Source organism: Ruegeria sp. BA12 (assembly GCF_056539625.1).
The window spans coordinates 97,280-118,495 of sequence record NZ_JBQFVF010000009.1; the positions used below are offsets into that span (position 1 = coordinate 97,280).

The following is a 21,216-nucleotide window of genomic DNA, read 5'->3' on the forward strand; positions in this document are numbered from 1 at the left end:
TGGCGATATGGTTAGATATTGTTTTAGGTGAATATAATATTTTTACAGTAGTTTTTCCGAGGCTTCGGTCATCACCAAGAATATTAGAGTCATTTGAACTCCAGTTATAGCGAACAGCCAGACTGAAAACCCGCGTTTGCGGGTTTTGTGCCTGAAAATCCATCGCCCGACCACTGCGCCGGGGCTGCCACCAAGCGCGGCCAGCCATAATAGGCGGCGTTCCGGCACCCGGTTTTTGCGCCGTCGTGCGCGGGCCTTGTCCCAGCCAAAGGCCAATAGTGTCAGGGTGTTGATCCCCCATAAATAGATCACTGCAATCCACATGCGAAAGGCATACCAAGCAAACTGATCAAGTGAAATGAAAAAACTCTTGGAAATTTCATGATTCTCAGCCATCGTGAAAAAGGAGAGGAAATTTTCACAAGAATCGGAACGCCCCTGGTGAATACCCAAGCCCCCCACAGCGCGACACTTGGTGCGGATATCCGCGCCCTGCGCAAGGCGCGCGGGTTGACCTTGACCGAGATTGCAGCGCGGCTGAACCGGTCGGTCGGATGGCTCAGCCAGGTTGAGCGCGACATGTCCGATCCCTCGATCTCGGACCTGCGCCAGATTGCTGAGTGTCTGGGTGTGCCGATGTCGATGCTGTTTGCGCATTCCTCGGTGCCGGTGGCCGAACAGGGTTACGTGGTGCGCGCCGGATCGCGCCGTCCGATGGGCTCGGGTGAGGAAGGGTTGATCGAAGAATTGCTTTCGCCCGATCTGACTGATGACTTCGAGATGGTACATTCCACATTCGAGCCCCGCTCCAGCATGCAGAAACCAGCCAATCGGCCGACGCAAGAGGTTGGTTACATGATCTCTGGCCGATTGGATCTGACCATAGGCTCCAACCAGTTCACGGTGGGGCCGGGTGACAGTTTCCGCATCAGGCATGAATCCTATCAATGGGCCAACCCCTATGATGAGCCCGCCGTGGCCATCTGGGTCATCGCCCCGCCGGTGTACTGATGAGTTTCGAGGCCTGGACCATATTCGCGCTGTTTTGGGTAGTCTTCGTAACTACCCCGGGGCCGAATGCGGTCAATTGTATTTCGAATGGGATGAGCCTGCCGTTTCCAAAGGCGATGCTTGGCGTTCTGGCAATCCTGACGCAGGCCAGCGCGTTTCTGATCCTGTCAGCGCTGGGTGTGACCGCGCTGATCGCGGCCTCTCCAACCGGGTTCTTCATCGCAAAGCTGGTGGGCGCGGGTTTCCTGATCTGGGTGGGTATTCGTGGCTGGATGAATGCTACGAAACCTGCGCCAGCTTCGGAACGGCCTGCACGTCATGTCTATCTGCACGCGCTGGCCGTGGCGACGATCAACCCCAAAAGCGTGGCGGGATATCTGGCGGCCTTTTCGCAATTTGTGCAGCCCGAGGTGCCGATCTGGCAGCAGATGGGGGTGATCATGCCCACCGCGCTGGTCATCACCACGCTCAGCTATACCGGGTTCACCTTGCTGGGCGCGCTGATGGGCAAGGCGGCACTGGGGGCGGTGTTCAACATCTGGGTGCGCCGGGTCATGGCGACCTGTTTCATCATCTATGGCGTGTTGCTGGGGGCCAGCTCCACGCCCGCAACAAGGGGGTAATGACATGCAAGCCGGTTCCTGCCTGTGCGGCGCGGTCGCGTTCACGATTGACGGAGAATTGTCGCCGCCCTCGGCCTGCCATTGCGGTCAGTGCCGCAAGCAATCAGGGCATTATTGGTCTTCGACCTCGACCCATCAGGACAACCTCAGCTTCGCTGCCAGCGATACGCTGAACTGGTTCCGTGCCTCGGACATTGCTCGGCGTGGTTTTTGCAACGCCTGCGGTTCGTTCCTGTTTTGGCAGCACAATGACGAAGACACGATTTCGATTTCCATGGGCGCACTGGATGAGCCCACAGGACTGCACCTCGCCCGGCATATCTTTGTCGCTGACAAGGGCGATTACTATGACATCACAGACGATCTGCCCCAACGGGCACAGTAACAAGGATCAAGACCAATGAGCGATTTTCCGACAAAAGCCCGCGTGGTTGTTATCGGTGGCGGTGTGGTGGGAGCCTCCTCGCTGTACCATCTGGCCAAGAAAGGCTGGACCGACTGCGTTCTGCTGGAAAAGAACGAGCTGACCGCAGGCTCGACCTGGCACGCGGCGGGTAACGTGCCGACCTTCTCGACCTCGTGGGCGATCATGAACATGCAGCGGTACTCGACCGAGCTGTATGCGCGGCTGGGTGAAGAAGTCGACTATCCGATGAACTATCATCAGTCCGGCTCGATCCGTTTGGCGCACAGCAAAGAGCGGATGCAGGAGTTTGAGCGTGCCATGTCAATGGGCCTGTACCAGGGCATCCCGATGGAGATGTGGACCCCAGAAGAGGCCAAGGAACGCTATCCCTTCCTTGAAACGCATGATCTTGAGGGCGTGCTGTATGATCCGACCGATGGTGACATTGACCCGGCGCAGTTGACACAGGCGTTGGCCAAGGGTGCCCGCGACATGGGACAAAAGATCATCCGGTTCTGCCCGGCAACCGGCGTGACCCAGCATGATGACGGCACCTGGACCGTACACACTGACAAGGGCGATATCGCCTGTGATTATGTGGTCAACGCTGCTGGATATTACGCGCAGCGCGTGGGTGAGTGGTTCAAGCCTTACGGTGGCCGCACTGTGCCCGCGATGGTCATGAGTCACCAGTACCTGCTGACCGACGAAATCCCCGAGGTTGAAGAATGGTCCAAGGAAAACGGCGGCAAGAAGTTGCCGCTGCTGCGCGACGTAGATATCTCGTACTACCTGCGGCAAGAGAAGCACGGCTTCAACCTTGGCCCGTATGAGCCCAACTGCAAGGGCCACTGGATGAGCGAAGACGACCCGATGCCCGAGGATTTCTCGTTCCAGCTTTGGAATGACGATCTGGATCGGATTGAGGACATCGTCACCGACGCGATGGAGCGGGTGCCGCTGATGGCGACCTCGGGCGTTGGTCGCGTGATCAACGGCCCGATTCCTTACGCGCCGGACGGTCTGCCACTGATTGGCCCAATGCCGGGCGTCAAAAACGCGTTCGAGGCGCACACCTTTACCTTCGGCATCGCGCAAGGCGGTGGTGCAGGCAAAGTGCTGGCCGAATGGATTGTTGATGGTCACACCGAATGGGATATGTGGGCCGTCGATCCGCGCCGCTATACCGATTACACCGATCAGGATTACTGCAACCAGAAAGGGCTTGAGGTCTATGGCAACGAATACGCCATGCACTATCCCCAACACGAATGGCCGGCCGCACGCGACAAGAAACTGTCGCCGGTCCACGCCAAGGTGAAGGAACTGGGCGGCGTCATGGGAGTATATAACGGTTGGGAACGGGCCAACTGGTTCGCACAACCCGGCGATGACACCTCGCTTGAAGCCACCCATACCTGGGGCCGCTCGGGCCCGTGGGAGCAGCGCGTCAAAGAAGAATGCGAGGCTGTACGCGACCATTGCGGTGTGTTGGATCTGCCGGGCTTTTCGCGCTTTATGGTCAAAGGCGAGGGCGCGGCCGAGGCGTTGCGCGGGCTGGTCGCGGGTGGTTTGCCCAAGGTCGGCCGCATCAATCTGGTTTATATCTCGGACGATCGGGGCCGAATTCTGACCGAGATGTCCTGCCTGCGTTTGGGCGAGGATGAGTTCGTCATGATAACGGCCGCAACGGCGCAATGGCATGACCGCGATATTCTGGTGAATGCGATGCCTGCTGGTGTTTCGGTCGAGGATGTCACCACCACACGCGATACACTGATCGTCACCGGCCCGAAATCGCGGGATATCCTGTCGGGTTTGACGGATGCCGATCTGACCACAGGTTGGCTGACCCACCAAGCGGCCACCGTCGCCGGGCAACCTGCCTATTTGATCCGCGTGTCCTTTGCCGGCGAGCTGGGCTGGGAAGTGCATGCCCTGAACGAGCATATGCCTGCGATCTATGATGCGATCATTGATGCCGGGGCCAAGCCGTTTGGTATGTATGCCCTGAACTCGCTGCGGATCGAAAAGGGATATCGCGCCTGGAAAGGCGACCTGTCGACCGACTATTCGCTGCTGGAAGGTGGACTGGGGCGGTTCGTCAAGCTGGACAAGCCGCAGGACTTCCCCGGCAAGGCCGCGATCCAGAACGAAAAACAGCAGGGCGTGAAGAAATCCTTTGTCACCCTGACTGTGGACGCAGGCGATTGCGACGCACCCTACATGTCTTGCATTTGGCAGAATGGTGAGATCGTTGGCGAAACCACCTCGGGCGCATGGGGCTACCGTGTTGGCAAATCCATTGCGCTGGGCATGATCAAGGCCGAGCTTGCCAACCCCGGCACCGAACTTGAGGTCGAAATTTACGGCCGGAAATGCCGCGCCGTGGTAGAAGAGGATCAACCGCTGTGGGATCCTCAGAACGAGCGGCTGCGCGCCTAACCCCTGTCGGAGGAGCCATGAGCAAGCGATATTCCAAATTGGGGCCCGGTGAGGGTCCCAACTATGACTGGGAAAACGACCATACGTTCGTAAAGGTTTCGGCCCGGGATACGAATGGCGCCTATACGCTCATGGAAGACAATCTGAAGGCCAGCTTCGCGCTTGGCCTTCATCGTCACGATACCCATGCCGAGACCTTTTATTTCTTGGAAGGTGAAGTGGATTTCTATGTCGACGGTGACTGGCATCGATGCGGTCCGGGTACCACGATGCATGTCCCGCCAGGAGTTCCGCATGCTTGTCGCGTGGCCGATGGGGCACCGGCGCGGATGCTGATGATTTTTCAGCCTTCGGGGTTTGACGGTTTCCTTGCAGAACTTTCGACTATGACCAACGCCGATTTCGCTGATGAGGCTAAAATGGCAGCACTAAACGCCCGCTATGACATCATCCCGATGGGTCCCGTTCCGTCGCATCCAGACGATCAGGCATAAAGGCAGTATCTGATGACGACACCCACAGTCATGTCCGGCGTTTATCTGACCCAACACGGCGGACCCGAGGCGTTGGAATGGCGCGACGACCTTCCGGTACCGCAACCGGGTCCGGGGCAGGCGCTGGTTCGGGTGTTGGCCGCCGGGGTAAACAACACGGATATCAATACGCGGGTCGGCTGGTATTCCTCGGATGTGACAGGCGCGACGGATTCTGTTGATCAGGACGTCGATGCCGGAGGTTGGGGCGGTGCGCTGCAGTTTCCGCGCATTCAGGGTGGTGATTTATGTGGTGTCGTTGAAAAAGTGGGTTCAGGGGTGGCGTTCCAACCGGGCCAACGCGTGACCTGCCCGATCAACCTGCCCCGCCCCAGACCCGGTCACCCGACCGGTTTCGTTGCGCTGGGCTCGGAGTTGGACGGCGCATTTGCGCAATACTGTCTGGTTGAGGCGGATGATCTGTATGACGTCAGCGCCTCGCCCCTGTCTGACGTGGAAATCGCCGCCATCCCCTGCGCCTTTGGCACGGCCGAGAACCTGCTGGCCCGCGCAGGTGTGACCTCGGGGCAAAAGGTGCTGATCACCGGCGCGTCAGGTGGCGTCGGTCTGGCGGCCGTACAGCTGGCGGTGTTGCGGGGGGCAACCGTCTGGGGCGTGACCAGCCCGTCCAAGGCCGAAGTGGTCAAATTACAGGGCGCCGCGGATACGTTCGACCGTGATGCCGCACTGCCAGCCGATATGTTCGACGTGGTGATCGACGTTGTGGGCGGCCCGGCATGGCCCGGCCTGATTCTGGCATTGAAACCGGGTGGCCACTACGCGGTTTCAGGTGCCATCGCCGGCCCGATCGTAAAGGCCGACCTGCGAGATATCTATTTGCGCGACATCACCATTCACGGCTGTACGCATCAGGCGTTCGAGGTGTTCGGACGGCTGGTTGAGATGATCAATGGCGGGCGCATCATGCCCTTGATCGCAAAGACTTATCCGCTAAAGGACATCGCAACCGCGCAGGCTGATTTTCAATCCAAGGCGTTTGCGGGCAAACTTGTGCTGATTCCCTGAAAAGGATGAGATATGGCGGATATCACTCTTCTGGATGGCTCAATCGGACAGGAACTGGTCAAGCGCAGCGGGGACCGGGCCACGCCACTGTGGTCGACGCGGGTGATGATCGACTATCCCGAACTGGTGGGTGACGTACATGACGACTACTTTCGTCGTGGTGCGACTGTCGCCACCACAAACACCTATGCCGTCCACCGCTCGCGTCTGGTGCGCGTGGGGATGGAGGATCAGGTCGCAAACCTGATCGACACTGCCCTGACCCAGGCAGAACGAGCATGTGCAGGAACCAGAGGGCGGATTGCCGGATCGCTAGGGCCGCTATTGGCTTCGTACCGACCCGACCTGAACCCTGACCCGACAGATGCGGCGAATAAGTTTCGGGAGCTAGTGTCGCTGATGGCCACGCGCGTCGATCTTTTCCTGATTGAAACGGTGTGTTCGGTGCAGGAAGCCCAAGGTGCTTTGCGCGGCACCGAAGGCTGCGGCAAACCTGTCTGGTTGGGGCTGTCGGTGATGGATGAGGACGGAACCCGCCTACGCTCGGGCGAGCCGTTGAGGGATATCGAACCGGTCGTGGCACGCTTTGCGCCCGACGCCATCTTGATCAACTGTTCGCGTCCCGAGGCGATTCCCGCGGCGCTGCCGATCATTGCGCAGATGGGCCGCCCGTTCGGGGCCTATGCCAACGGGTTCACCGGAATATCAGAAGGATTTCTGAAAGACGCACCCACAGTCGATGCATTGGAACAACGTCAGGATCTTGGACCTGATGCCTATGCCGATCACGCCATGGCCTGGGTGGCGCAGGGGGCGACGATTGTGGGTGGCTGTTGCGAAGTTGGCCCGGATCACATCGAAACGCTGGCCGGCCGGCTGCGCGCAGCCGGCCACCGGATTGTCTGAGGAAAAGGCGATGCGGACACGTTCGGACAACTTACCGCAGACACAGCAGCACTTCGATATCCTGGTGGCACCCGGCTATGTGTTGTTGGAACTGGCCTCGCTGGTTGAAGTTCTGCGACTGGCCAACCGCGTGTGCCCAACGCCTCCGTTCTCCTATGCCTACCGGTCACTGAAAGGGGGCCCGATATCCAGCAGCAGTGAAGCGATGGTTCAGACCGATCCCGTTCCGGCGCAGCCCAAGGCGGATTACCTGTTCGTGATCGGCAATTCTGACCCGGATCACCCTGACCTTTCACTGGGGCGCGTCGTGTCGAGTTATACGTTCCGCGGGGCCAAGGTGTTCCTTCTGGCCGAGGCCGCCAGCCGCTATATCAACGAACACGGCACGGGCGACATGGCGACCCATTGGGAGAACGCCTCGTTCCTGCGTGAGCGCGGCGCCCGGTTCGAGGCCAAGCTGTCCATTGCCACCGAACAGGGCGCGGTGGTGACCTGTGCCGGGATGGAGGCGACAACAGATGTGGCGCTGGCGGTGATCGGTCGCCATATCTCGGGACCTGCCAAGATGACGGTGGCCGATATCATGCTACATGAAAACATCCGCGATTTTTCATCAATGCAGCCGTTTTCCGGGGCGAAACTGACCGCGACGGGCGACGCCAGACTGGATCAGTGCATCAAGCTGATGCAGGCCAATATTGAAGACCCGATGCCAATCCATCAGATCGTCGAGTCGCTGCACCTGTCGAACCGGTCGCTAGAGCGGAAGTTCAAAACCTTTTTCGGTACCACGCCAAATGGATTCTATCGTGAAATGCGACTGGCCAAGGCCAATAACCTGCTGCTGAACACCACAATGAGCGTTCGTGAAATCGGGCTTGCCTGCGGATTTCCCAACGGTTTTTCCTCGGTCTACAAAAGCTTCTTCGGGGTTACGCCCTTTGTTGTAAGGCGGGAAAAACGGGCCGCGATACAACGGTGAAAATCGCCAATACAGTGACGGTTTTGGCGCATTTATTGTCGATCTTCCGTGGCATTTTGGCGCAAACCTGACACATCGGAGATTCTCAGGATGGTTGATCTTCCCAGCAAGGCCAAAGTGGTCATCATCGGCGGCGGCGTCATCGGATGCTCGGTCGCATATCATTTGACCAAGAAGGGCTGGAATGACGTTGTGCTGCTGGAGCGCAAGCAATTGACCAGCGGCACCACATGGCATGCCGCCGGTCTGATCGCGCAGCTGCGCGCCACGGCGAACATGACCAAGTTGGCGAAATACAGTCAGGAGCTTTACGGCTCGCTTGAGGAAGAGACCGGTGTGGCCACCGGTTTCAAACGCTGCGGGTCGATCACTGTGGCGTTGACCGAAGAGCGCAAGGAAGAAATCTATCGCCAGGCCGCCATGGCTCGCGCTTTTGGGGTGGAAGTCGAAGAGATTTCCAACGAACGCGTTCAGGAACTTTATCCGCATATCAACCTCGAAGGTGTGACGGGCGCGGTTTACCTGCCGCTGGACGGGCAGGGCGATCCGGCGAACATTGCGCTGGCTTTGGCCAAGGGCGCACGCCAACGCGGTGCGGTTGTCAAAGAGCGGGTGAAGGTTGCCGATATCGTCAAACAGGGCCGCAAGGTGACCGGTGTCGATTGGGTTGCGGATGACGGCAGTGCCTCGGGTCATATCGAATGTGACATGGTGGTGAACTGTGCGGGAATGTGGGGGCATGAGGTCGGTCGCATGGCGGGCGTCAATGTCCCGCTGCACGCGTGCGAACACTTCTATATCGTCACCGAGAGTATTGAAGGGTTGACCCAGTTGCCGGTGCTGCGGGTGCCGGATGAATGCGCCTATTACAAGGAAGACGCAGGAAAAATCCTGCTAGGGGCCTTTGAGCCCAACGCCAAGCCTTGGGCGATGAACGGCATCCCTGACACGTTCGAGTTTGACCAGCTGCCTGAAGATTTTGATCACTTCGAACCGATCCTCGAAGCTGCCTGTGAACGGATGCCGATGTTGGCCGAGGCCGGTATCCATACCTTCTTTAACGGACCGGAGTCTTTCACACCCGATGATGCATACCATCTGGGCCTCGCGCCCGAGATGGACAATGTCTGGGTTGCCGCGGGGTTCAACTCGATCGGTATCCAGTCCGCCGGTGGCGCGGGTATGGCGCTGGCTGAATGGATGGATACGGGCGAGAAGCCGTTTGATCTGGGCGATGTGGACATCAGCCGGATGCAACCTTTCCAGGGCAATAAGCAGTATCTGTTTGAACGCTCTAAGGAAACGCTGGGCTTGCTTTATGCCGACCACTATCCCTATCGCCAAAAAGCCTCCGCGCGGGGTGTGCGGCGGACCCCGTTCCACCATCATCTGCTGGAACAGGGCGCCGTGATGGGCGAATTGGCTGGTTGGGAGCGCGCCAACTGGTTTGCCAATGAAGGGCAAGAGCGTGAATACCACTACAGCTGGAAGCGCCAGAACTGGTTCGAGAACTCGGCCACCGAACACCACGCCGTGCGTGAGAATGTGGGCATGTACGATATGTCCTCGTTCGGTAAAATCCGCGTCGAAGGACCGGATGCTGAGAAGTTCATGAACTATGTCGGCGGCGGCGACTATTCGGTGCCGAATGGCAAGATCGTCTATACTCAGTTTTTGAACCGTACCGGCGGGATTGAGGCGGACGTGACCGTCACCCGCCTGACGGAAACTTCCTATCTGGTGGTCACTCCGGCGGCGACCCGTCTGGCGGACCAGACCTGGATGATGCGTCACGCAGGTAACTTCAACGTGGTCATCACCGATGTCACCGCGGGCGAGGGCGTTCTGGCCGTTATGGGCCCGAATGCGCGCGCGCTGCTTGAAAAGGTCTCGCCAAGCGATTTCTCGAACGCGACCAACCCGTTTGGCACCGCGCAGGAGATTGAGATTGGCATGGGCCTCGCCCGCGCGCATCGCGTGACCTATGTGGGTGAGCTTGGTTGGGAAATCTATGTTTCATCCGACATGGCAGGGCACGTGTTTGAAACCCTGCATGAGGCCGGGCAGGACATGGGTCTGAAACTGTGTGGCATGCATATGATGGACAGTTGCCGGATCGAGAAGGGCTTCCGCCATTTCGGCCATGACATCACCTGTGAGGATCACGTGGTCGATGCGGGCCTGGGCTTTGCCGTGAAGGTCGACAAGGGCAGTGACTTTATCGGCCGCGAGGCGGTGATTGCGCGCAAGGAAAACGGGCCCAAAAATCGCCTGGTGCAGTTCAAACTGACTGACGCCGAACCGCTGCTGTTCCACAACGAACCGATTATCCGGGATGGCGAATATGTGGGCTATCTGAGTTCAGGCAACTATGGCCACACGTTGGGTGGTGCCATCGGTCTGGGCTATGTCCCGTGTGAGGGTGAGAAGGCAGCAGATGTGCTGGCCTCGACCTACGAGATCGACGTGTGCGGTGTGAAGGTCAAGGCAGAGGCTTCGCTGAAGCCGATGTATGACCCGAAATCCGAGCGCGTTAAGGTGTAATCAAATTGTCGGGGCGCTGTGGCGCCCCGCTCGATTTTGGTGCCTGCCTGTATTGGCACTACGTATCAGATTTCCTGATGACCCTCTTCACAGTTTTCGCGGTTTCCAAGCTAGTCTGATTTGCCGTAGAGAAATACGGTATCAGTCGGAGACCCGCCGTGGCAGACGCCCCCCTACCATCGAACAATGCAGACACGCCCAAAGGGCTTGCGCTGGCTGTGACGGCCTATGTCCTGTGGGGATTTTTGCCCCTGTATATGAAGGCACTGACGCACGTTGGCCCGGTTGAGATTGTTGCGCATCGCGTCATCTGGTCGGTGCCTGTGGCCGGGTTGTTGCTTGTGGCGCTGGGGCGCACGCGGGATCTGAAGGCGGCGCTGGTAAACCCAAAGATGTTAGGGATGGCTTGCCTGACGGCAGCGCTGATCTCGGTGAATTGGGCAATCTATGTCTGGTCGATTGCCAATGACCGGGCTTTGGATGCTGCGCTGGGATATTACATCAACCCGTTGTTCAGCATTGCGCTGGGCGCGGTTCTGCTGCGCGAGCCGTTGACGAAAACGCAGCTGATGGCAGTGGCGATTGCGGCCCTTGGAGTGCTGGCTTTGATCATCGAGGCGGGTAGCCTGCCGTGGCCAGCATTGGGGTTGATGGTAACGTGGGGATTTTATGCCTTTTTCAAGCGGTCACTGCCCATTGGCCCCAACCAAGGTTTTTTGCTTGAGGTCCTGATCCTGCTGATCCCGGCGTTGATGTACGTCACGTGGTTGGGTGTGCAAGGCACCGGTAATTTCGGTGTGGGTGCCTCGGACACCTTGCTGCTGGCTGCGGCCGGGGTGGTGACGGCGGTGCCCTTACTGGTTTATGCCAATGGGGCCAAGCTGGTACGGTTGTCGACCATGGGTATTCTGCAATACATCGCTCCGACCATGATTTTTATCACCGCCATTACCGTGTTTGGTGAACAGATTGACCGAGGACGCATGATTGCATTTCCTCTGATCTGGACGGCTCTGGTGGTGTATTCGATTCCGATGATCCGGCAGATGCGGGCTCAGGCTTGACGTAGCAGACGGGCCGCCTCTTCGGCCCAGATCGCATAGGTTTTTGGACTTGGGTGATATCCGTCCGGCGCGACCAGTGCCGGATCGTCGGCCAGATCCATCGCCAGATACCGCGCCTGCGCGAAGCTGGCCGTAACATGCCGTAGGCCCTGATCCAACCGTCTTGCCTGATGGCCTAAGACCCAGGCCAGCGGCTGCGGCAGGGCCGGGAACCGGTTCATCTGCGGTACCGCTGTGACGGCCAATCGTTTTACGCCCAGAGGGCCGGTCAAAAGCTTCAACAATTGGGTCTGGCGGTCCACGAAGCGCTTGTACGTCACGCCGCGCGTCACGTCATTTACACCGAGAGCTGTCACTGCCATGTCGAACTGGCCGCTCAGGCCGCGCAATCGGTCAATCGTATCCTGAGTTGTGTGTCCAGTGGTGGCCTCAAGCCGCCATTCGACCGTGTAGTGACTGGCCAGTCGGGACACGAGATGCCCGGATAGCGCTTGCGCCTGCGTCCCCGCACCGACCCCGGCGGCCGAGCTGTCGCCCGTGATCAGCAACCGCAACCGGGGCCCACGCCCTTCGCGCCCTTCGCGCGGGCCAATTGGTTCCGGCAGCAATTGGGCGTTGCGGCGCACCGACAGGCCCTGCATCGCCAGAACCGGCAGTAAGGGCACGCGCAATAGCTGATCCGGGGCAAAAGGCATGGTCAGTTGAGCGCGTTCTTGAATTCTAGGAACCGCGCATCGGTCATGATCCGCGCCATCATCGCCTCGCGCAGGGCACCGATGGTTTTGTGGGGGCGCATGACGACCTCGAATTCCTGGATCAGACCATCATCGTTCAGGGTGATCAGATCGACACCCACCGCATCCAGGTCACCGACCTTGCACTGAAACTCCAACGCCCAGTCCTTGCCCGCACCCATCACACGGCGATAGCGGAAGTCCGAGAACACTTGCCCCACGTGCCCTAGTACCGCCGCCACCGGTGCGCGCCCTGTCCAAGTGCTGTAATAGGTGGGCGGTGAAAACCGCACATCCTCGGCCAACAACTCGTGGATCAGGCTTTCATCGCCCTTGGCCACCACTTCTTGCATGTGTTTGATCGTGGGGTGCATGGTCTCTCCTTCCGTATTGGAGCGAGAGTTGCTGAACCGTTCCGTTCAGGCAAGCGCGACGTTGCGGGAGGTCGCGCGCTGCGATAGGCAGGCGCGCATGAGCGAGACCTATAATCCCCCGATGACCCCCTTGGACGTGTTGCACGAGGATGCGCAGCTAATTGTGGTGAACAAGCCCTCGGGCTTATTGTCCGTGCCGGGGCGGGGCGAGCATCTGGCCGATTGCTTGCTGACGCGGGTTCAGGCGACGTTTCCGCAAGCACTGTTGGTGCATCGGCTGGATCGGGACACTTCCGGCGTCATGGTCTTTGCTCAGACACCCCACGCTCAGCGGCATCTGAGCATGCAGTTCGAAAATCGTCAGACCCGCAAGACCTATGTGGCGCGCGTCTGGGGGCGGGTCGAGGACAAGACCGGAACCGTCGATCTGCCGCTGATCGTGGACTGGCCCAACCGCCCGCTTCAGATGGTGTGTCATGAGACCGGCAAAGCGGCCGTCACCGACTGGCGCGTGGTCAAGCATGAAGGCGAAACAACCCGCATGCGGTTGTTTCCAAAGACCGGTCGGTCGCACCAACTTCGGGTACATATGCAGGCGCTGGGTCACCCGATCCTGGGTGACCCGTTCTATGCCGAAGGTGCGGCGCGGCAATTCCCGCGCCTGATGCTGCATTCCGAAGAGCTACGCCTGAAAAGCCCCGAAGGCGGGGTTGCAATGAAGTTTCGCGCCAAGGCGGATTTCTGATCCTAAGCCGTGCTGGTCCAAAACAGTTTCAGATTGCCCAGTGAAAACCGCTTCGCTCGTTTCTTAGGGACGCAAGGTCGGCGAGCGGCCATGATTTCGCGTTCGATCTCAAAGGCACGCAGGGTGTGATCCTGTGCCCAGCGGTCCAATTTCAGGGTCATCATCACGTGATTGTCGCGGCTTGGCATGGGAATTCTCCTTTCAACTGATCCCAAGTCTGGCCCATCACTCCTGACACCACCCTGTCAGGGGGGTGTGCTAGTGTGTCAGCAGATCAATCGGAGACCCCCATGCGCCGTTCGACACGCCTGTTTGAAATCATCCAGATTTTGCGTTCAGCCGAAACGCCGGTGACGGCCGAGATGTTGGCAGAAAAGCTGGAGGTGTCCGCGCGCACCGTCTATCGCGACATTGCGGCCCTTCAGGCGCAACGTACACCGATCGAGGGAGAGGCTGGTGTCGGCTATCTGATGCGGCGCGGCTATGACCTGCCACCGCTGAATTTCGATGCCGAAGAGGTCGAGGCCCTGTGGGTCGGCCTGTCGATGCTGGCGCGGACCGGGGATAGCACGCTGCAGCAGGCCGCCGACCGTGTGTGCCGCAAGATCGAGGCGTTGCGCGTGCCGACAGACTGGTTGCAGGTTGCCCCATGGGGCGCGCCGATGGACGATCCTGAAAAGGGTTGCGTACCGGTTGTGAACTATCGCGAGGCCATACGGAACGAGCGCAAAATCCGCATCACCTATGTCAACGCCAACGAAGATCGGACCGAACGGATCGTCCGGCCCGTTGCGCTGATCTATCATATCGAGTGCACCATGCTGGCCGCGTGGTGCGAGTTGCGGAACGGGTTCCGCCACTTCCGTACCGACCGTATCTGGGCCTGCGAGTTGATTGACGATCACTTTTGCGGGCAGGGTGAGCCGTTGCGCGCGATCTGGCAGGAACAGAATCACTGGGATGTCCCCACAGGTACGTCGTAATTGGCAGGTATTTGCCGATTTCACTTGATTGTTGCTTGAGCCCACCTGCGGGCAACGCGATATACTGCGCCAAACAATACGCGCCCGAAGAACGGGCGCCGGAGCAGAAGGTGATATCATGACGATTTCCAAATTTGTTTTGTCTGCCGGGCTATCCTCGGCTCTGGTCTTGGCGGCCTGTACGGACCCTGGCACGCTGAACCTGCCATCCGACCCCAATCAGAACACCAGACAAGGTGCGATTCTTGGCGGTCTGGTCGGGGCCGGAGTTGGCGCCATTGCAAACGACTCGGATCCGCTGTTGGGCGCGCTGGCAGGTGGTGCCATCGGTGCTGCAGGTGGTGGTCTGGTCGGCAACCAACTGGACAAGCAGGCGGCGGAACTGCGTCAGCAGCTGGCCAATCAGGGCATCACCGTCACCAATGCCGGAGATCGCCTGATCGTCACCGTGCCGAATGATATCAGCTTTGACACTGACAGCGCGACCGTGCGCCCGGCGCTGCGCGCCGATCTGGTGCGGGTAGGGCAGAACCTGACGCGGTATCCGAACTCGAACATTCAGGTCATCGGCCATACCGACAGCGATGGCGAGGCGTCCTATAATCAGGCCCTGTCCGAACGCCGTGCACGGTCCGTGGCAGATATTCTGCAGGCCAATGGGGTGAGCAGCGCCCGTCTCACGACTATCGGGCTGGGGGAAAACCGCCCCGCTGCGTCGAACCTGACGCCCGAAGGCAAGGCTCGCAACCGCCGGGTTGATATCGAGATTGTCCCCAGCGGCCAAACCTGACGAAACGGGGCACCTGCGGGTGCCCCTTTTTCGCACATTGACTGCGCGTCACATGGGCTTTGGTGCGCGCGTGCTTTGGGTTAGCTGTTGGGAAACCCAAACCGGAGTTCCCCAATGTCCGCACCAATCCTTCTGAGCCTGTCCGGTTCGCTGCGTCAAAGCGCCACCAACCGCAAACTTCTGCGCGAGGCGGCGCGGCTGTTCGACCCCGGCACCCATATCGAAGCCGACCTGAACCTGCCGCTCTATGATGGCGATCTGGAGGATGGTGAAGGCATTCCCGCGCCTGTTCAAACTCTGGCCGATCAGATCGCGCAGGCGCATGCGGTGATCATTTCCACACCCGAATACAACAAAGGCCCGTCAGGCGTGCTGAAAAACGCGTTGGACTGGGTCAGCCGAACCGAGGGCCGCCCCTGGGCTGACAAGCCGGTCGCCGTGATGTCGGCGGCGGCGGGTCGTGCCGGGGGTGAGCGCGCGCAGATGGTGTTGCGTGGCTATATGGTGCCGTTCCAGCCGCGCATCCTGCAAGGGCCCGAGATCCATCTGGCCAACAGCTCTAACGAGTTTGATGAACATGGAAAACTGACCAGCGACCGCTATGAAAGCAGCTTGCGAACCCTGATGGAGAAGCTGCGGGCCGAGGCGGGGTTCTAACGCTTGTTCACACAGGTCGGGCTGCCTAATCTACGGCCATGGCAGAGGAAATTCAGACCGATGTGATTGACCCGGCCCGTGCCGCAGCATTTCAGGTGGCGCTGGGGCAGGAGGGGACGGTGACCGACGGAACGCCGTTACCACTGTTTTTTCATCAGCTCTATTTCTGGTCGCCTCGCCCGCCGTCCGAATTGGGTCGTGATGGTCACCCCAAGGTTGGCGGGCTGATCCCCGATATGGGACTGCCACGCCGGATGTGGGCCGGAGGGCGATTGGATTTTAATGCGCCATTGATTGCGGGCCGCAGTGCCAAACGTCGGTCGATCTGCGACAGTGCAACCTCAAAAAAAGGGCGCAGTGGGCCGCTGGGATTTGTGACTTTACGGCATGAAATCTGGCAGGGGGATACCCATTGTCTGACCGAATGGCAGGATCTGGTGTACCGTCAAGACCCTTCGCCAGATCAGGTCAAGCCCGCCCCACCCACGGCGCGCACCGATGAAACCGACCGGCGCGAGGTCACGTTCGATTCCACCTTGCTGTTTCGCTATTCGGGGCTGACCTTCAATGGCCACCGTATCCATTACGATCTGGATTATGCCCGCGATGTCGAAGGTTATGCCGGACTGGTCGTGCATGGCCCGCTGCTGGCGCAGCTGCTGATGTTGTTTGCCGAAGAATTGATGGGGCCTTTGGCGCGGTTCTCATTCCGTGCAACCGCGCCGTTGATGCATTTTGAAACCGCGACCTTGTGCCGGGAAGGGAAAACCCTGTGGGTGAGTGGCCCCGATGGGCGGCAATGTATGATCGCCGAAGCTGTTGCCCGGTCAGAGTGAGGCTTCAGGCCGGAAATCGTCGGGGATGTTATCGCGTCCGTCCAGAACCAGATCGGCCATGGCCTCGGCCACTTTGGGTGCCATGCCAAAGCCGATCTTGAAGCCTCCATTGGCGATGAACTGCCCCTGATGTAGCGGGTGTTCCCCCAGCATCGGTGCACGACTTTTGCTGCGGGGGCGCACACCGGCCCAGCGGTCGATGACCTCTGCCCCATGCAATACAGGCACCGCGCGGGTGGCGCGATCCAGCACATCATCCAGCGCGGCATCCGTACTGGCCGGGTCATCATATTCGCGTTCCGAGGTCGAGCCGATCGCCAGTGTGCCATCCGCATGGGGGACGATATGGATCGCATCCGCAAACAGCTGTGGCACTTCCCCAGCATCGAACCGCAACAGCGCAGCCTGTCCCTTGACGCCATTGCCGACTGTTTTGCCGAAGGCTTGGCTAAGTTCCAGTAATCCGGCCAGACCAGTGGCATGGACAACCTGCCCCTTGTTCGGCCCGTCTGTCACCACCTCGACACCCATCACCGCAAGCGCAGAAACCAGCGCAGCGCAGGCGCGGCGGGGGTGCATCCGGGCACTTAGCGTATCGTGGATCACGAAACCGGTTGGGCTGGGTGGGCACCATGACCCAAGCGTATCAGTCGCAACAACACGCCATTCGGCGTGACCCTGCCACAGCTTGTCCGCCGTAACCGCGCGGGCATGGGCAAGCTCCAATGTGCGGGCGTCAGTGACGGGCTGCAATCGGCCCAGACGCGCATACCCGGCGGAAACCCCGCCGGTGGCTTCGACCTGTTTCCAGAAGGGTTCGGCCAGGATCAGGCTGTCGAATTGAAAGGCCTTCTTGGCGTTCCAGTTTTCGGGCACATGCGGGGCCAACGCGCCGACCAAACCACCGCTGGAGCCTGATCCGGGTCCGAACGGATCGACAACCTGCACCTTGGCGCCGCGCCGGGCGCAGGTCCAGGCAATGGACAGGCCAAAGATGCCCGCGCCACGCACCGTTACATCGACCATTGCCATTCCCCTTATCCTTGTTCAGTGTCGCGCCGCTTAGCTACAGGATTCCCCGATGGCAGACCAGCGCGCCGAACTGACATGGACCGAGGATCAGATCCCGGTCTCGGACCGTTTCGACGATCCTTATTATTCGCTGCTGAACGGGTTGGAGGAAACGCGGCATGTCTTTCTGGCGGGTAATGATCTGCCCGCGCGATTTGCGCCGGGGTTTCGTATCGCCGAGCTAGGTTTTGGCACGGGTCTAAACATGCTGACTGTGTGGTCCGAATGGGAGAAATCTGGCCAAACCACGCCCCTGACCTTCACCAGTTTCGAAGCCTTTCCGATGACGCCCGAGGACATGTCCCGCGCAATGGCATCGTTCCCCGAATTGACACCGTGGAGCGACCGTTTTCTGGCGCAGTGGCAGAGTGGCGGGTGCGATCTGGGGACCCTGCGCCTTGAAGTGATCGAGGGCGACGCTCGTCAGACATTGCCTGACTGGGCTGGTCGGGCAGATGCATGGTTTCTGGACGGGTTTTCCCCGGCAAAGAACCCTGAATTGTGGGGGGCTGATCTGATGCAGCAGGTGGCGGTTCATACGGCAGCCGAGGGCACGGCAGCCACCTACACTGCCGCCGGATTTGTGCGGCGCGGGCTGGAAAAGGCGGGCTTTACCGTCGCCCGAACCCCCGGCTATGGCCGCAAGCGTCATATGACCCGGGCGCGCAAGCCATGACGCAGCAGAATAACGTGCGGGCCGGAATTGGCCTGATGATCGCGGCCACCATCGTGTTTGCCTTGCAGGACGGTATCTCGCGCCATCTGGCCGGGACCTACAACACCTACATGGTTGTGATGATCCGCTACTGGTTCTTCGCCGCGTTTGTCATTGCGCTGGCAGCGCGCGCGCCGGGCGGGTTACGGGCCGCAGCGCAGACGAGCCAGTTTGGGCTACAGGTGTTTCGTGGCGTCTTGCTGGCGGCAGAAATTTGCGTGGCCGTGTTTGCGTTCACCGTTCTTGGCCTGATCGACACGATGGCTGTGTTTATCTGCTATCCATTGCTGGTCGCAGCCTTAAGCGGACCGGTGCTTGGTGAGAAAGTAGGTTGGAGACGCTGGTCCGCTATTGGTGTCGGTTGCATCGGAGTGCTGATTATCCTGCAACCCGGGGTCGGGGTGTTCAACCCGTGGGCCATCGTTCCGCTCATATCCGCGCTGATGTTTGCACTCTATGGTCTACTGACCCGGTTCGCTGCCCGTAAGGACAGTGCGGCCACCAGCTTTTTCTGGACTGGAATTGCAGGTGCTGTTGCGATGACTTCGGTGGGAATGTGGTTCTGGGAACCGATGGCCCGCCCGGACTGGGTCTGGATGGCGGTGTTGTGTGTCAGCGGCGTGTTAGGCCACTGGTTGCTGATCAAATGCTATGAGATGGCCGAGGCCAGCGCGGTGCAGCCCTTTGCCTATTTCCACCTGGTCTGGGGTACGATTTTGGGCATCACGGTCTTTGGCGAGGCGCTGCGGCCAGAGGTCGTTCTGGGCGCAGCTTTGGTCGTGGCGGCGGGTCTGTTCACCCTATGGCGCGAACGACGCCAGGGTTGAGCCGACCAATTCCTGCGAGAAGGGGATCGGCAGAGCGGGCTGGCCCAGGCGCGCGCGATAGACCGGCAGGCTTTCGGCCACACGCATCACGTAGTTGCGCGTCTCGCTGAACGGGATCGTCTCGATCCAGTCGACCACGTCAATCTCACCGGCGCGGGGATCGCCATATCGATCCATCCACGATATCGGACGGCGCGGCCCGGCATTATAGCCTGCGGCCATCATCACCACATTGCCGTTGAAATCCTCTGCCAGCCCAGACAGGTAATTGGCGCCCAGCTTGGCGTTGTATTGCCAGTCCGAGGTCAGCTTGATTGTCTTGTGACCGCTGAGAATTCCCAGCTCCTTAGCTACCAGTTGCGCCGTGGCCGGCATCACCTGCATCAGCCCGCGCGCGCCCGCGCCGCTGATCACCACCGGGTCGAACTCGCTTTCGCGACGGGCGATGGCCAAGGTCATCTCTTTCGCCATGGGCAGGCCCATATCGGCCACCGGATGCACCGGGTAATAGGCGGCGGGCAGAACAACGCCCGTTTTCGCCGCCCGTTTGGCGATCATCACCGCCAGATGCGGCTCCTTGAGTTCGATCACCAGATCGCCCAATTGCGTCGCCTGCACCTGATCCAGTTCTTCTACCAGATGGGTTAGGAAGCGTTCGGACAGGTTATCTTCGCCCGCACGCAACAGCAGCAGCCCGGCTTCCAAGACGCTGGAGTCGGCAAACTCGGCCTGTTTCCAATGCGGCGCGCGGCGAGGGTTGGCCAATTCGCTGTCAAACGGTCGTCCAATGCGTTCAGCCGCCAACAGGCCATAGAACGACGTCTGGTAATCCGCGCCCATCGCATAAGCTTCATAGGCTTTGTCGGCATCGCCTTGCGCGCTATAGGCCCGGCCCAGCCAGTATCCGCCGCGCCCTTTCGAGATCGGAGACTGCACCGCGCCTGAAAAGTTCTGGAAATGCCGCACGGCCGTGGCCGGATCGTTCAGCTTGCGCAGGGCCAAGAACCCCGCCAGCCATTCCAGATCGGCATAGGCATAGCCCATTTCCGGCGTCATGTGATGGTTCGCAGCGATCTGATAGGCGCGATTCACGTCGCCATTGCGCATCTCAAGCCGGGCCAGACGGCGGCGGCCCTCGGCCCATTTGTCAGGCTCACCCAGCGCCTCAGGCCCGGTCGAGCGTGCTAACATCAGGTCAATTGCGCTGTCGTCCAGCTCTTTCCGGTCGCGCCAGACAAAACGGTCAAAGGCCAACCCAGGCGCGTCGGCCAGGGATTTCGGAACCGCCGCAACCTTGCCATCGACGCCGGGCAGGCGTTTTTGCAGGGCAATCCGCGCTTCGGCCAGCTTGCGCTGATCGGCACTGACCAAGGGCAGCATCTGCCCCGCGCTGACCAGATGGTTGTCCCACAGCATCCGGTCCAGCCGCGCCGCGTGGTGGGGTTTCAGCAGCTTGCTGAAATTCTCAAGGTAATTCTTCTGCAGACCCTTACCCATCGGCATGGTGCGCCATGCAGCTACAATGTCAGCCTCGGCATCACCTTCGCGCCCCTTGGCCATCAAGGCGACAGCATAGTTCAGCGCCCCTTCGGCGGTTTGCGGCGGTACGTCGGCGTAAAATTTCAAGACCCGATCGGGATCAGCACCGGTAAAGACCGGCTCGCTTTTGCGCCGCAGCCAGGCCAGACCCGGCCAATCCGGTCGGCGTTCCAGAAACACCAGCACATCGCCAGAGCTGCCATAGCCTTCGCGCAGCCAGTGCCAGACGATGATATCGCGGCTGACCGACCCCCGATTGCCCGAAACCCGCAGGGCGGCATTCCAGTCGCCCTTACGCATTTCGTTCATCCCGGCCCGCAGATCACCGACCGAGTCGGCCTGCGCTTGCCCCATTGACCCAAGAATCATTGCTATCAAAAGCGCTAGAACGCGTGTCATGCCTTG

General features: G+C 59.9%; 23 protein-coding genes. 17 read left to right on the forward strand and 6 right to left on the reverse strand.

All coding sequences use genetic code 11. The annotated features are described in order from the left end of the window. Positions 1–42 precede the first annotated feature (42 nt). Positions 43–453 carry a DUF1294 domain-containing protein gene (locus tag ACR0B0_RS16280; RefSeq protein WP_254429602.1) on the reverse strand — a complete coding sequence of 137 codons (411 nt, stop codon included), beginning with the start codon at positions 451–453 and terminating at the stop codon, positions 43–45. Between ACR0B0_RS16280 and ACR0B0_RS16285 the strand changes: the two genes are divergently transcribed. From ACR0B0_RS16285 to rarD, 10 genes are all read left to right on the forward strand, one after another. Continuing rightward, positions 442–1,011 carry a helix-turn-helix domain-containing protein gene (locus tag ACR0B0_RS16285; protein WP_170351033.1) on the forward strand — a complete coding sequence of 190 codons (570 nt, stop codon included), beginning with the start codon at positions 442–444 and terminating at the stop codon, positions 1,009–1,011. The genes ACR0B0_RS16280 and ACR0B0_RS16285 overlap by 12 nt on opposite strands. Beyond that, positions 1,011–1,634: a LysE family translocator gene (locus ACR0B0_RS16290; protein WP_170553116.1), complete on the forward strand. Its 624-nt coding sequence runs from the start codon at positions 1,011–1,013 to the stop codon at positions 1,632–1,634. Before ACR0B0_RS16285 ends, ACR0B0_RS16290 begins: the two co-directional genes overlap by 1 nt. 4 nt (positions 1,635–1,638) lie before the next feature. Beyond that, entirely contained in the window at positions 1,639–2,019 is a 381-nt protein-coding gene (locus ACR0B0_RS16295) for a GFA family protein (RefSeq protein WP_170362333.1), read from the forward strand. A gap of 15 nt (positions 2,020–2,034) precedes the next feature. Then, positions 2,035–4,485, forward strand: coding sequence for a GcvT family protein (locus tag ACR0B0_RS16300; protein ID WP_170351030.1), 2,451 nt, complete (start codon positions 2,035–2,037; stop codon positions 4,483–4,485). Between the two features lie 17 nt (positions 4,486–4,502). Beyond that, positions 4,503–4,979 (forward strand): cupin domain-containing protein, encoded by a 477-nt coding sequence (locus ACR0B0_RS16305; RefSeq protein ID WP_170578118.1) that lies wholly within the window; start codon positions 4,503–4,505, stop codon positions 4,977–4,979. A gap of 12 nt (positions 4,980–4,991) precedes the next feature. After that, a complete protein-coding gene (locus ACR0B0_RS16310; protein ID WP_170578116.1) occupies positions 4,992–6,044 on the forward strand; it encodes an alcohol dehydrogenase catalytic domain-containing protein in 1,053 nt (350 codons plus the stop codon). Positions 6,045–6,056: 12 nt separating this feature from the next. Beyond that, a complete protein-coding gene (locus tag ACR0B0_RS16315; RefSeq protein ID WP_480648714.1) occupies positions 6,057–6,950 on the forward strand; it encodes a homocysteine S-methyltransferase family protein in 894 nt (297 codons plus the stop codon). Between the two features lie 10 nt (positions 6,951–6,960). Then, a complete protein-coding gene (locus ACR0B0_RS16320; protein ID WP_170351026.1) occupies positions 6,961–7,932 on the forward strand; it encodes a GlxA family transcriptional regulator in 972 nt (323 codons plus the stop codon). A gap of 90 nt (positions 7,933–8,022) precedes the next feature. Beyond that, positions 8,023–10,476 (forward strand): GcvT family protein, encoded by a 2,454-nt coding sequence (locus ACR0B0_RS16325; RefSeq protein WP_480648716.1) that lies wholly within the window; start codon positions 8,023–8,025, stop codon positions 10,474–10,476. A 158-nt stretch (positions 10,477–10,634) separates the two neighbouring features. Beyond that, positions 10,635–11,540 carry an EamA family transporter RarD gene (gene rarD / locus ACR0B0_RS16330; RefSeq protein WP_480648718.1) on the forward strand — a complete coding sequence of 302 codons (906 nt, stop codon included), beginning with the start codon at positions 10,635–10,637 and terminating at the stop codon, positions 11,538–11,540. On the opposite strand, the gene ACR0B0_RS16335 is transcribed toward rarD, so the two are convergent. Next, a complete protein-coding gene (locus ACR0B0_RS16335; protein ID WP_480648720.1) occupies positions 11,531–12,235 on the reverse strand; it encodes an SGNH/GDSL hydrolase family protein in 705 nt (234 codons plus the stop codon). The genes rarD and ACR0B0_RS16335 overlap by 10 nt on opposite strands. A gap of 2 nt (positions 12,236–12,237) precedes the next feature. Further along, positions 12,238–12,648 (reverse strand): nuclear transport factor 2 family protein, encoded by a 411-nt coding sequence (locus tag ACR0B0_RS16340; protein ID WP_170398292.1) that lies wholly within the window; start codon positions 12,646–12,648, stop codon positions 12,238–12,240. Between the two features lie 97 nt (positions 12,649–12,745). Between ACR0B0_RS16340 and ACR0B0_RS16345 the strand changes: the two genes are divergently transcribed. Further along, on the forward strand, positions 12,746–13,393 hold the full coding sequence (locus ACR0B0_RS16345) for an RluA family pseudouridine synthase (protein WP_480648722.1): 648 nt from the start codon (positions 12,746–12,748) through the stop codon (positions 13,391–13,393). Between the two features lie 2 nt (positions 13,394–13,395). On the opposite strand, the gene ACR0B0_RS16350 is transcribed toward ACR0B0_RS16345, so the two are convergent. After that, a complete protein-coding gene (locus ACR0B0_RS16350; protein WP_170351020.1) occupies positions 13,396–13,581 on the reverse strand; it encodes a hypothetical protein in 186 nt (61 codons plus the stop codon). 102 nt (positions 13,582–13,683) lie between these two features. Here ACR0B0_RS16350 and ACR0B0_RS16355 point away from each other — a divergent pair, with 102 nt between their 5' ends. The 4 genes from ACR0B0_RS16355 (at position 13,684) to ACR0B0_RS16370 (ending at position 16,659) form a co-directional block, all read left to right on the forward strand. After that, complete coding sequence (locus ACR0B0_RS16355; RefSeq protein WP_170351019.1) at positions 13,684–14,376, forward strand: helix-turn-helix transcriptional regulator; 693 nt, start codon at positions 13,684–13,686, stop codon at positions 14,374–14,376. Positions 14,377–14,494: 118 nt separating this feature from the next. Then, complete coding sequence (locus ACR0B0_RS16360; protein ID WP_170351018.1) at positions 14,495–15,166, forward strand: YiaD family glycine zipper/OmpA-like lipoprotein; 672 nt, start codon at positions 14,495–14,497, stop codon at positions 15,164–15,166. Between the two features lie 114 nt (positions 15,167–15,280). Continuing rightward, positions 15,281–15,823: an NADPH-dependent FMN reductase gene (locus tag ACR0B0_RS16365; RefSeq protein WP_170378327.1), complete on the forward strand. Its 543-nt coding sequence runs from the start codon at positions 15,281–15,283 to the stop codon at positions 15,821–15,823. 38 nt (positions 15,824–15,861) lie between these two features. Next, on the forward strand, positions 15,862–16,659 hold the full coding sequence (locus ACR0B0_RS16370) for an HTD2 family dehydratase (protein ID WP_480648724.1): 798 nt from the start codon (positions 15,862–15,864) through the stop codon (positions 16,657–16,659). On the opposite strand, the gene ACR0B0_RS16375 is transcribed toward ACR0B0_RS16370, so the two are convergent. Further along, positions 16,651–17,691, reverse strand: a complete 1,041-nt coding sequence (locus ACR0B0_RS16375; protein ID WP_480648726.1) for an NAD(P)/FAD-dependent oxidoreductase — start codon at positions 17,689–17,691, stop codon at positions 16,651–16,653. The genes ACR0B0_RS16370 and ACR0B0_RS16375 overlap by 9 nt on opposite strands. 49 nt (positions 17,692–17,740) lie before the next feature. Here ACR0B0_RS16375 and mnmC2 point away from each other — a divergent pair, with 49 nt between their 5' ends. Beyond that, a complete protein-coding gene (mnmC2, locus tag ACR0B0_RS16380) occupies positions 17,741–18,406 on the forward strand; it encodes a tRNA (5-methylaminomethyl-2-thiouridine)(34)-methyltransferase MnmC2 (RefSeq protein WP_480648728.1) in 666 nt (221 codons plus the stop codon). Then, entirely contained in the window at positions 18,403–19,272 is an 870-nt protein-coding gene (locus ACR0B0_RS16385; protein WP_480648730.1) for a DMT family transporter, read from the forward strand. Before mnmC2 ends, ACR0B0_RS16385 begins: the two co-directional genes overlap by 4 nt. On the opposite strand, the gene ACR0B0_RS16390 is transcribed toward ACR0B0_RS16385, so the two are convergent. After that, positions 19,246–21,210, reverse strand: coding sequence for a lytic transglycosylase domain-containing protein (locus ACR0B0_RS16390; protein ID WP_480648731.1), 1,965 nt, complete (start codon positions 21,208–21,210; stop codon positions 19,246–19,248). The genes ACR0B0_RS16385 and ACR0B0_RS16390 overlap by 27 nt on opposite strands. Between the last annotated feature and the right edge of the window lie 6 nt (positions 21,211–21,216).

Coding starts and splice junctions, on each gene's coding strand:
- ACR0B0_RS16375 (WP_480648726.1), bottom strand. CDS start 17,691: ATGGCAATGGTCGATGTAACGGTGCGTGGCGCGGGCATCTTTGGCCTG.
- ACR0B0_RS16310 (WP_170578116.1), top strand. CDS start 4,992: ATGACGACACCCACAGTCATGTCCGGCGTTTATCTGACCCAACACGGC.
- ACR0B0_RS16305 (WP_170578118.1), top strand. CDS start 4,503: ATGAGCAAGCGATATTCCAAATTGGGGCCCGGTGAGGGTCCCAACTAT.
- ACR0B0_RS16295 (WP_170362333.1), top strand. CDS start 1,639: ATGCAAGCCGGTTCCTGCCTGTGCGGCGCGGTCGCGTTCACGATTGAC.
- ACR0B0_RS16335 (WP_480648720.1), bottom strand. CDS start 12,235: ATGCCTTTTGCCCCGGATCAGCTATTGCGCGTGCCCTTACTGCCGGTT.
- mnmC2 (WP_480648728.1), top strand. CDS start 17,741: ATGGCAGACCAGCGCGCCGAACTGACATGGACCGAGGATCAGATCCCG.
- ACR0B0_RS16355 (WP_170351019.1), top strand. CDS start 13,684: ATGCGCCGTTCGACACGCCTGTTTGAAATCATCCAGATTTTGCGTTCA.
- ACR0B0_RS16385 (WP_480648730.1), top strand. CDS start 18,403: ATGACGCAGCAGAATAACGTGCGGGCCGGAATTGGCCTGATGATCGCG.
- ACR0B0_RS16300 (WP_170351030.1), top strand. CDS start 2,035: ATGAGCGATTTTCCGACAAAAGCCCGCGTGGTTGTTATCGGTGGCGGT.
- ACR0B0_RS16365 (WP_170378327.1), top strand. CDS start 15,281: ATGTCCGCACCAATCCTTCTGAGCCTGTCCGGTTCGCTGCGTCAAAGC.
- ACR0B0_RS16340 (WP_170398292.1), bottom strand. CDS start 12,648: ATGCACCCCACGATCAAACACATGCAAGAAGTGGTGGCCAAGGGCGAT.
- ACR0B0_RS16390 (WP_480648731.1), bottom strand. CDS start 21,210: ATGACACGCGTTCTAGCGCTTTTGATAGCAATGATTCTTGGGTCAATG.
- ACR0B0_RS16370 (WP_480648724.1), top strand. CDS start 15,862: ATGGCAGAGGAAATTCAGACCGATGTGATTGACCCGGCCCGTGCCGCA.
- ACR0B0_RS16350 (WP_170351020.1), bottom strand. CDS start 13,581: ATGCCAAGCCGCGACAATCACGTGATGATGACCCTGAAATTGGACCGC.
- ACR0B0_RS16320 (WP_170351026.1), top strand. CDS start 6,961: ATGCGGACACGTTCGGACAACTTACCGCAGACACAGCAGCACTTCGAT.
- ACR0B0_RS16325 (WP_480648716.1), top strand. CDS start 8,023: ATGGTTGATCTTCCCAGCAAGGCCAAAGTGGTCATCATCGGCGGCGGC.
- ACR0B0_RS16315 (WP_480648714.1), top strand. CDS start 6,057: ATGGCGGATATCACTCTTCTGGATGGCTCAATCGGACAGGAACTGGTC.
- ACR0B0_RS16290 (WP_170553116.1), top strand. CDS start 1,011: ATGAGTTTCGAGGCCTGGACCATATTCGCGCTGTTTTGGGTAGTCTTC.
- ACR0B0_RS16360 (WP_170351018.1), top strand. CDS start 14,495: ATGACGATTTCCAAATTTGTTTTGTCTGCCGGGCTATCCTCGGCTCTG.
- ACR0B0_RS16345 (WP_480648722.1), top strand. CDS start 12,746: ATGAGCGAGACCTATAATCCCCCGATGACCCCCTTGGACGTGTTGCAC.